The sequence below is a fragment of the Brevundimonas sp. RM1 genome (assembly GCF_052907225.1).
In genome coordinates this window covers 1-1612 of sequence record NZ_JBRERY010000066.1, presented here as the reverse complement: position 1 = coordinate 1612, position 1612 = coordinate 1, and the positions used below count along the sequence as shown (strand labels likewise).

The 1612-nt window shown below is 64.1% G+C and carries 1 protein-coding gene; it reads right to left on the bottom strand.

Annotated elements, in window-relative coordinates:
- A partial coding sequence (locus ACU5AP_RS16235; RefSeq protein ID WP_446681553.1) for an ATP-binding protein occupies positions 1–1612 on the bottom strand: 1612 nt, incomplete at both ends.

Below are 1612 nucleotides of genomic sequence, written 5' to 3'. Positions count from 1 at the left end.
AACCTCGGCGAGATCTTCGCGCTTCACCGGCTTGACCAGATAGCCGATGGCGCCCAGCGACAGGGCGGTCTGGCTGTGATCCTCGGCCGAGACGACGTGGATCGGAATGTGACGGGTGTCGTCGTCGCGCTTCAGCACATCCAGTACGGTCAGGCCCGACTGGTCGGGCAGGCCCACGTCCAGCACGACCGCGCTGGGGCGATGGCGCTTGGCCAGCTTGAGGGCCTCCTCCGCCGTACCCGCTACAATGCACTGGAAGCCCAACTCGCGGGACAGGTCGCGGACGATGGCGGCGAAACGGTCGTCATCCTCCACCACCAACAGCAGGCGGCGCGTCCCGGCCAGATGATCGCGGTCGTCCTCTATGCTTGCCGGCACATGAGACAGGCTGCGCTCGGGAGTTGCGTCCGATGGGGACGAAGTTTCCAGGGCAGTGGCGGGCGTTTCGCGAGAGGCGACCTGCGCCGCGTCATAGGTGCGCGGCAGAGAAAGGGTAAAGACGCTGCCTTCGCCCAGTCTGCTTTCCAGCCTGATCCGCCCGCCAAGCAGACGCGCCAGTTCGCGCGAGATCGACAGGCCCAGGCCTGTGCCGCCGTATCTGCGGCTGATCGTTCCGTCAGCCTGCTGAAAGGCATCGAAAACGCCCTTCTGCTGCTCGGGCGATATGCCGATGCCGGTATCCGACACGGCGAAGGCGATCCTGTCGCCGGGCTGAGCCGATATGCTCAGCTTTACCTTGCCGCTTTCCGTAAACTTGAAGGCATTCGACAGCAGGTTCTTGAGGATCTGCTCCAGCCGTTGACGGTCTGTCTCCATCAGGTCGGCTCCGGCGTCCAACTCGATGTCGAAAGCCAGGCCGCGATCGTCCGCCACCGGCTGGAAGAGTTGGCGCACGTCTTCGGTCAACCGCTGCATCGAAACCGCTTCGGGACGCGCCTGGATGTGACCGGCTTCAATCTTGGATAGGTCGAGGATGTCGTTGATCAGGGCCAGCAGGTCATTGCCGGACGACTGAATGGTGCGAGCGTAGTTGACCTGGTCCTCAGACAGCGTCCCCTCCGGGTTGTCCGCCAGCAGCTTGGACAGGATCAGCAGCGAGTTGAGCGGGGTGCGCAACTCATGGGACATGTTGGCCAGGAAATCGGATTTGTACTGGCTGGCCTGTTCCAGTTCGCGCGCCTTCAGCGTCAAAGCCGAGGCGCCGCGCTCCAGATCGTCGCGCTGGGTCTCCAGAAGTTGGGCCTGCTCCTCCAACTGGCTGTTGGTCTGCTCCAGCTCCGCCTGTTGCTGCTCGAGACGCGTCTGGGACTCCTTCAGCGCGCGGCCCTGCTCCTCCAGCTCTTCATTGGAGACGCGAAGCTCTTCGCTCTGGACCTGAAGTTCTTCGGCCTGGCGTTGGGTTTCCTCCAGCATGTTCTGCAACTGGGCGCGGTAGCGAGCGGATCGCAAAGCCGTGCCTATGGCGGGGCCCGCCTCTTCGAGCAGCGCCATGAGCCGTTCGTCAGGCGCGTGAAGGAAACCGAGCTCCAGAACCGCATTGACGGCTCCGTCCGCTCGCGCCGGGGCGAGCACCAGGTGCCGAGGCTTGTCGCGGCCCAGAGCCGAACCGATC